The sequence below is a fragment of the Streptomyces sp. NPDC005181 genome (assembly GCF_040608395.1).
Classification (GTDB): domain Bacteria; phylum Actinomycetota; class Actinomycetes; order Streptomycetales; family Streptomycetaceae; genus Streptomyces.
Genome location: NZ_JBEXID010000175.1, coordinates 1 through 6,848, shown reverse-complemented (window position 1 = coordinate 6,848; position 6,848 = coordinate 1). Strand labels below are relative to the sequence as shown.

Sequence of the window (6,848 nt, the reverse complement as noted above, 5' to 3'; positions counted from 1 at the left end):
AGAAGATACGGCGCGGAGTCCACAAGAACCTCCAGGCCCTGGAACGGGACATCCGAGCCTGGACCGCCCAGTGGAACGACAACCCGAAGCCCTTCATCTGGACGAAGGACGCCGACGAGATCCTTCAACACCTCGCTTCATATCTTGATCGAATTCCCGGCGCAGAACACTAGTGCTGTGACCGCATAGGTTCGCCGGGTTGCCGGCGGGGACGGTTGGCTCGGTGCGCTCTCGCCGCGGTACGGGCACGGTCATCAGACTGACCTCGGCTCAAGTCGATCCGCGCCTATGACCGCAGCGTGCTGTCCCAGCGCCATGTGGTGAGGCGAGGGTGCCCGGGCAGTTCGGCGCGCCCGGTGGCCCACAACAGGGTGAGCCAGGGATCCGCGCTGCCCGGGGCTTCTGGGAACAGACGGGTGAGCACTCGCGAGCAGAGAGCGGATGGCGGGGTCCAGGCAAGCCCGAAGCCTTCCGCCAGATCGTGCGTGTGTACCAGCGTCTCCACCACCCCCATTGCCGCGAAGCCCTCGGGGTCTGACACCCCGCTGGCGTGGTGGGCGCGGACCCGGGGCGGCGTCGTACGCACCATGGCGACCAGCAGCGCGCCGCTCGCCTCCAGCACCTGAAGCAGGCCGGCCGGACCCGCGTCACGGTCCGCGAAGAGGAAGTTCCAAGGTCCGTCCGGCCTCTTCTGGCTCAACGCGATGGGCACATGGGTGTCCAGCGGCGGGCTCTGCGGCCCCAGCTGGACGGCGTAGTAGAACAGGTCGTCGGCGAGGTGCTCGAGGGTCTCCCAGCAGTCCCACTCCAGCGAACCGGCCTTGCCGTCCCACCCCGCCGCGGGTGCCTCCCGAAGGACGCCCACGGCGAGCCGCACAGCAAGGTCGACGTCGTCCGCGGTGACGGGAGACAACACTGATCCGGTTTCGGCTGATCGTGACATGGCAGCACCGTATCGCGATGGGAGCGGGCAGCCCCTTCCAGCTTGTGCGTTGTCCGTGATGGGGCGCCAGTTTGGTTGTTCATGCGGCTTTCGGATGGGGGCGGCCCCAGCTGATGCCTTTCTCGCTGCGGATGCGGGCGCGTTCGCGGCGCTGGGCTTGCAGGACGGTCGGGTGGCGTCGGTGGTCGTTGCGCCAGCGCAGGTAGTCCTGCATCTGCCGGGCGAGTGCTGGGTGGTTGGGCGGGTCGTTGTTGCCGATCACGAAGCTGCGCAGTGGTCCGAAGTGCGGCTCGATGGGGTTGACCCAGGAGGCGTCGGTCGGGGTGAAGCACAGGTGCACCTTGTGGGCTGTGGCCCAGGCCCGGATGGCGGGGGTCTTGTTCCCGGACCAGTTGTCGGCGATCACGTAGATCGGGGCGCCGTCCGGCCGGGCGGCTCGGATGCTCTTCAGCGCGGTCAGGGTGTGGTCGGCGCCCTTGCGCCGGCGGGTGGTGCCCCACAGGGTGTCGTCGCCCAGGCTGTAGCAGCCGTGGAAGTAGCCGATGCCGTGGTGGCGGTGGTAGGTCGCGCGCAGCCGGTCAGGGTGCTTGCGTCTGGCCCAGCAGGTGCCGTGGCAGGGCCGGATGGACAGCGGCCCGAACTGGTCGAAGGCGAAAGCACCGGTCGGGAAAGCGGCGGGTGACCTCCTCGATGCGGTCGAGTTTGGCGTCGGCGTCCGGGTCGGTGGTCTCCTTCCAGGTGCGGGTGCGCTGGAAGGAGATCTGGTGCCGGCGCAGGGTCTCGCCCAGCCTGGTGCGGCCGATGACCACCCGGCTGGCCCCGGCGGGTGGGTGGGAGAGGTAGTCGGCCAGCTTGCGCAGGCTCCAGTGGGTGAACGGCCGGCCCAGCGACCTGGGCCGGGCGGTGGCCACCTGGACGATGTATGCCTCGTCCTGCTCGGTGATCCGCCGCGGTGCCCCGCCCGCCCAGCGCGGGTCCAGGCACTCCAGCCCGCGGTCGTTGAAGGCATGGATAACATCACGGACCGTGTCCGGATCCGCGGCCACCAGCCGCGCGATGAGCTCGTTGGTGTTCCCCGAGACCGACGCCAGGACCATCATCGCCCGGCGGACCTTGACCGTCTGGTGCCGGCCCCGCCCCACGATCCTTAGCAGGATCCGGCCTTCCTCATCGGTGAGCCGACGCGCTCGAACAGGCTTTGACATGGCAACGCTCCTCCCGAAGCAGGCGCAGGGTCTCGCTCTGCGCCTGCTTCGGGAACCGAGATCGTCAAACCGACCCGGCCCACCATCACGGACAACGCACTAGCAGCCGGGCCACGCTGGTCTTTCCGTACCCGGCCGGCCCGATCACGAAGACCACGCGCTCAGGGCGCAGACCGGCGGCGTGGGAGTGGACGCCGTACTCGATTTCGCCGACAACACGGCGACCCTGGAACTCGCCGCCGCCATCCTGCGCCCGGGTGGGGAGCTCGCGATGGTCGGCAGTGGCGGCGGCCAACTGACGGTCCACAAGCCGGGAGTTCTCCCGCCGGGTTTCCGGCCATCACTGCCGTTCTGGGGCACCCGCCACGAACTCGCGGAGGGTCATCGCGCTGGCGCGCTCAGGAGCGCTCCATGTCGAGACTGAGCAGTATCCGCTGTCCGGCGCGCCGGAGGCATTCGGTCGACTGCGGCGAGGGCAAGTACGGGGGCGGGCCGCACTGGTGCCCGACTGACAGACAGCGACCTTGACCTCGGCCACGTACAGGCCGCGACGAGCCACCGAGAAACCGGGCGGAGGGCGGGCTGGATCCGGCGCAGGCCTGGCCACAGTGGGCAAGATGCCAGGTGCATGCCTACCGCCCATTTCGAGGATCCCGGATAAATGGAGAACTCGGGCACACTGCAGACCGGCCGCCCGGACCACCAGGCCGGGCACGCTGTCGGGTGGTGACGGGCACCCAAGCGATATACGTTCGGAGAAGGGCGCCCACGGGCGGTCGCGCGGTATCGCAACCGCCGGTCTTCGGCCCTCCAACCGCACGCCCCGGGAAGGTGCTCTCCCATGAAGCTCCAAGGGTCCGTTGCTTTCGTCACCGGCGCCAACCGCGGGCTCGGGGAGCAGTTCGTGCGGGCACTCTTCGATGCCGGAGCAGCCAAGGTCTACGCGGGAGCCCGCGACCCCGCAAAGGTCACCGTTCCTGGGGCGATCCCGGTCGCAGTGGACATCACCGACCACGACTCCGTCCGCGCCGCAGCCGGCCAAGCCCAGGACGTGACACTCCTCATCAACAACGCCGGATCCACGACTCGGGCGAACATCCTCACAGCCGACCTGGAAGCGTTCCGGACGGAGTTCGAGACGCACGTGGTCGGCACTCTCGCCATGAGCAGGGCCTTCGCCCCCGTTCTCGGGCGCAACGCCGGCGGCGCAATCGTCAATGTTCTCTCCGTGCTGTCCTGGGTATCGATCCCGGCCAGCGCCGGATACGCCGCGGCCAAGGCCGCCGAATGGTCGGTGACCAATGCGTTGCGGGTGGCCCTTGCGGAACAGGGCACTCAGGTCACCGCCCTGCACGTCAGCTACCTCGCAACGGAGATGGCCGCGAACGTGCCGGGTCCGAAGTCCGATCCCGCCGAAGTGGCCCGCGCGGCCCTCGACGGTGTCGAGGCCGGACTGGACGCGGTGCTCGCCGACGACGTCAGCAAGCAGGTCCAGGCAGCGCTGGCCGGGGGGCCCGAGGCGCTGTATCCGCAACTACACGGGGACCAGTCGCTGGTCTGATCGCACGAGGGGACGCCCTGGCAATCCGGAGCCGTCGCCGCATTGTCCCCACGGATAACCGGAGGTGCGGATGATGCGCAGCAAGCCGAACCACGACCACCTCGCCGACCAGACCGTCGTGGTGATCGGCGCCAGCGCGGGTATCGGACTCGAAACCGCGCGCCACGTACGCGCCGGCGGTGGCCAAGTTGTCATGGTCGGACGCAACCCCGAGCGGCTACAGCAAGCTGCGCTCGAGCTCCGGCCTCTGAGCATCGCAGCCTTCGATGCCACCGACACCGACCGCATCAAGCAGTTCTTCCAGGATCTGCCCGGCACGGTCGACCACGTAATATCCACAGTCGGCGGCCCTTCATACATGTCCCTCGCCGGCATGGACCTCGCGGAGGCCCGCCGCCACTTCGGCGAGCGCCTCGCCATGACCCTCGGAATCGCCCTCTACAGCCGCGACAAGGTCCGAGCCGGAGGCACGCTGTTGTTCATCGGCGGCACGGGGGGTCGGCGCCCCGCTGTCGGCATGACTGTCGCGTCCGCGCTCACCGCGGCTCTTCCCGCCCTCACCGCCAACCTGGCGCTCGAACTGGCTCCGATCCGGGTGAACCTCATCGCTGCCGGATTCGTCGACACGCCCTTGTCGGCCTCACTCCTGGGCGACCAGCTCGAAGCCCGGCGCGAGGAGCTGCGCACCACACTTCCCATCCGACGGGTCGTCGGCCCGGAAGACGTCGCCGCTCTGGCCGTACACATCATGTGCAACGACGCGCTCACCGGCGGAACGTACGACATCGATGGTGGCCAGCAACTTCTACCTCACTGACTTTCTTGTGGACTGCTGTGGCCGGTGTGCGCCCACAGGAGTCGCGGTGTGCAGGACCGGCTCTCCCCACTGGTCTGCGGCACCCTCGGCCGGCAACGTCGCATCCCCGACATTGATCGCCACGACCTCTTCAGGCCGGTGACTTCTCAAGCTCAAGCCGTGCACGGCGGTGAGAACCCGGGGGCCGCTGACGTACGAGAGCGGCGTGCCACCACCCCGCCTGGGTGGTTGCACGCCGCCGAATCGCATGGGATGCACCCCGGGGGCGGAAGGTGCGCCCTTGGTCAGGGGCGGGTCAGGGGCGGGTGGGTCAGCGGCGGTATCCCCAGGAGTGGGTGTCCACGGTGCGGCCGCGGTTGTCGCGCAGGCTGGCCTTGTCGGCGTAGTTGCTCCAGATGTAGTCCCGGCTGTCCTGGTAGACGTCCCGGCGGGTGTCATCGCCGCGCCCTGTGTGGACACGGACCGTGGCACGGCCCGCCAGGCGCAGGTCGTCGAAGCGGTACAGGTTGCCGCTCCGGTCCGTGAGCGACCATCCGCGGAGGTTGACAGCGCGGCGGCCGGTGTTGGTGACCTCCACCCACTCCCGGTTCAGGGACCGGTTCGACCAGTCGTCACGGCCGGGGCTGTCGTACTGGATGTCACCGAGGACTACGTTGGAGTACGACTGATGACGGCCGTGCCCGTGGCCGTGGTCGCTGTCGGCGGAAGCCGGCATCGCCACCACGGCGACGACGGAACCGGCCGCCAGAGCGGTAGCGGCAATACGGCGGACGATAGGAGAAGCAGACATTGATGTCCCCTCAAGCAAGGGCGCCCAGGACCCGGTCAAGGGCCATGCTGCGCGGTGCGGGTCCCGGCCCCTCAGGCCGAGAACCCACAGCCTGCAGCAACTCCCCCACCACAAGCCGCGACACCGATTCGCGTTACTAAATGCGGACATTTCCGTAACTCGCGATTGCATCGATCACACATCACGTCAGGACGTGCTCCTGACAGCGCCTGCCGGATGCACACACCCGCCCCACAGGCGGGAGCAACCCTTTTCCAGCCCCCCACGCGTCTTGCCGCACCATCCCGTGAGCCACCCATCCAGCAGCACACGCATCGGTAACAGCCACACCATCGCGCAATTCAGACACACATCGCATGGCTGGACACCTGATCGACGTGGTCCGGCTCGTCGAAGTCCCGGCCATTCCCGGCCTGGCGTGCGACCGACTCACGGCCGACGCGAACCCGTCCCGCCCTGGCCATGGACGACCATCTGGTTCCAAGAACCGCCGGCCGGCTACCCGTTATGACGTGGCCCGGGCCCTCGCCGGAGGCGAGACATACAGCCGGCCCGCCTCGCATCCTGAAGGTCGCGCACGCCGTAGGCCAGCACTCCGTCAGTCACGTCACCAGCGCCGGCCCAGGTGAAGAACCTCGCCATGTACGAGTCCGGACTACCCGAACCGAAACCGATAAGTTAGGTTAGGCATACTTAAGTAATTGGCTTGGGTGTTTCCGACCGTTCCTCTGGAGAACTGGGATGCGTCCTTTCCGTACCCGCGTCCAGCAACCGACCCCCGCCGAGCGCGTGCGGTCGATCCTGACCGCTGCCCATTCGATGACGGTAGTGAGCGACGGGAGCCACACCGAGGTGCACCGCCTCGACGGCACCGGTGCCATGGGCCACATCCACCTGCACGATCCGTCCGAAAGAAACGCTTCCCAGTCGGCGACATGCATCCCGGTCCGGCTGGAGCTCACCGACATCGCGCCTACGCCCGTACGCGACCGACTGCGCGCCCGCGTCACGATCACCGGACTACTGGCGGTCCCATACAACACGGAGTCCACCCAAAGCACTTGCATGGAGTTCGGCCAGGCGCTCCTCGAAGACATCCAGGGCCGTCAGTTCGTCACGCTGGACGCGCTGCAGGCCACCGACCTCGATCCGATGGCGACGAGCGAGGCGGGCATGCTGACCCACCTCGTGGACAACCACGGCGAACTGATCCCCCTCCTCCTGCGCCTCGCACGACCGCAGCCCGACAGGGGCATCGTGCGCGCCATCCCGGTCGCGATGGACCGCTACGGCGTGACCCTGCGCCTGGAATACCCCAGCACCCACCGCGACGTGCGGCTGCCATTCGCGACCCCCGTTACCGACATTGAAGTTCCCCCTTGATCTTGGACAGCGGTTGTTTACGCTGCGGGGGTGAAGTCGTGCTGCAGCCTGGCTCGGGTTTCGAGTGGGGTGAGGTACCCGAACTCGGGGTGCTTGCGGAGCCTGGTGCGGTTGTACTCGACCTCGATGAAGTGGAAGACGTCGGCGCG

General features: G+C 68.1%; 6 protein-coding genes and 2 pseudogenes. 5 read left to right on the top strand and 3 right to left on the bottom strand.

The window, feature by feature from the left end; genetic code table 11:
- Positions 1 to 173 (top strand): annotated as a pseudogene (locus ABZV38_RS39060) (IS630 family transposase); the annotation flags it as partial.
- 113 nt (positions 174 to 286) lie between these two features.
- Here ABZV38_RS39060 and ABZV38_RS39055 read toward each other — a convergent pair.
- Together ABZV38_RS39055 and ABZV38_RS39050 are read right to left on the bottom strand one after the other, a co-directional pair.
- Positions 287 to 943 carry a hypothetical protein gene (locus ABZV38_RS39055; RefSeq protein WP_356333565.1) on the bottom strand — a complete coding sequence of 219 codons (657 nt, stop codon included), beginning with the start codon at positions 941 to 943 and terminating at the stop codon, positions 287 to 289.
- A gap of 79 nt (positions 944 to 1,022) precedes the next feature.
- Positions 1,023 to 2,148: pseudogene (locus tag ABZV38_RS39050) on the bottom strand (IS630 family transposase).
- A 181-nt stretch (positions 2,149 to 2,329) separates the two neighbouring features.
- Here ABZV38_RS39050 and ABZV38_RS39045 point away from each other — a divergent pair.
- The 3 genes from ABZV38_RS39045 (at position 2,330) to ABZV38_RS39035 (ending at position 4,526) form a co-directional block, all read left to right on the top strand.
- A complete protein-coding gene (locus tag ABZV38_RS39045) occupies positions 2,330 to 2,572 on the top strand; it encodes a hypothetical protein (RefSeq protein WP_356333563.1) in 243 nt (80 codons plus the stop codon).
- Positions 2,573 to 2,989: 417 nt separating this feature from the next.
- Positions 2,990 to 3,709: an SDR family oxidoreductase gene (locus ABZV38_RS39040; RefSeq protein ID WP_356333561.1), complete on the top strand. Its 720-nt coding sequence runs from the start codon at positions 2,990 to 2,992 to the stop codon at positions 3,707 to 3,709.
- Positions 3,710 to 3,779: 70 nt separating this feature from the next.
- Positions 3,780 to 4,526: an SDR family oxidoreductase gene (locus ABZV38_RS39035; protein ID WP_356333559.1), complete on the top strand. Its 747-nt coding sequence runs from the start codon at positions 3,780 to 3,782 to the stop codon at positions 4,524 to 4,526.
- A gap of 310 nt (positions 4,527 to 4,836) precedes the next feature.
- Here the strand turns inward: ABZV38_RS39035 and ABZV38_RS39030 are convergent, their stop codons facing one another.
- The gene (locus ABZV38_RS39030; protein ID WP_356333557.1) at positions 4,837 to 5,316 is read right to left on the bottom strand and encodes a lamin tail domain-containing protein; all 480 of its coding nucleotides are present in this window, start codon (positions 5,314 to 5,316) and stop codon (positions 4,837 to 4,839) included.
- A gap of 741 nt (positions 5,317 to 6,057) precedes the next feature.
- On the opposite strand from ABZV38_RS39030, the gene ABZV38_RS39025 reads away from it, so the two are divergent.
- Positions 6,058 to 6,699 carry a DUF2470 domain-containing protein gene (locus ABZV38_RS39025; protein ID WP_356333555.1) on the top strand — a complete coding sequence of 214 codons (642 nt, stop codon included), beginning with the start codon at positions 6,058 to 6,060 and terminating at the stop codon, positions 6,697 to 6,699.
- The last annotated feature ends 149 nt before the right edge of the window (positions 6,700 to 6,848 follow it).

What these genes read in the sequence shown, in the direction of transcription:
- ABZV38_RS39055 (WP_356333565.1), bottom strand. Translation starts at nt 943, where the DNA reads ATGTCACGATCAGCCGAAACCGGATCAGTGTTGTCTCCCGTCACCGCG.
- ABZV38_RS39040 (WP_356333561.1), top strand. Translation starts at nt 2,990, where the DNA reads ATGAAGCTCCAAGGGTCCGTTGCTTTCGTCACCGGCGCCAACCGCGGG.
- ABZV38_RS39035 (WP_356333559.1), top strand. Translation starts at nt 3,780, where the DNA reads ATGATGCGCAGCAAGCCGAACCACGACCACCTCGCCGACCAGACCGTC.
- ABZV38_RS39030 (WP_356333557.1), bottom strand. Translation starts at nt 5,316, where the DNA reads ATGTCTGCTTCTCCTATCGTCCGCCGTATTGCCGCTACCGCTCTGGCG.
- ABZV38_RS39025 (WP_356333555.1), top strand. Translation starts at nt 6,058, where the DNA reads ATGCGTCCTTTCCGTACCCGCGTCCAGCAACCGACCCCCGCCGAGCGC.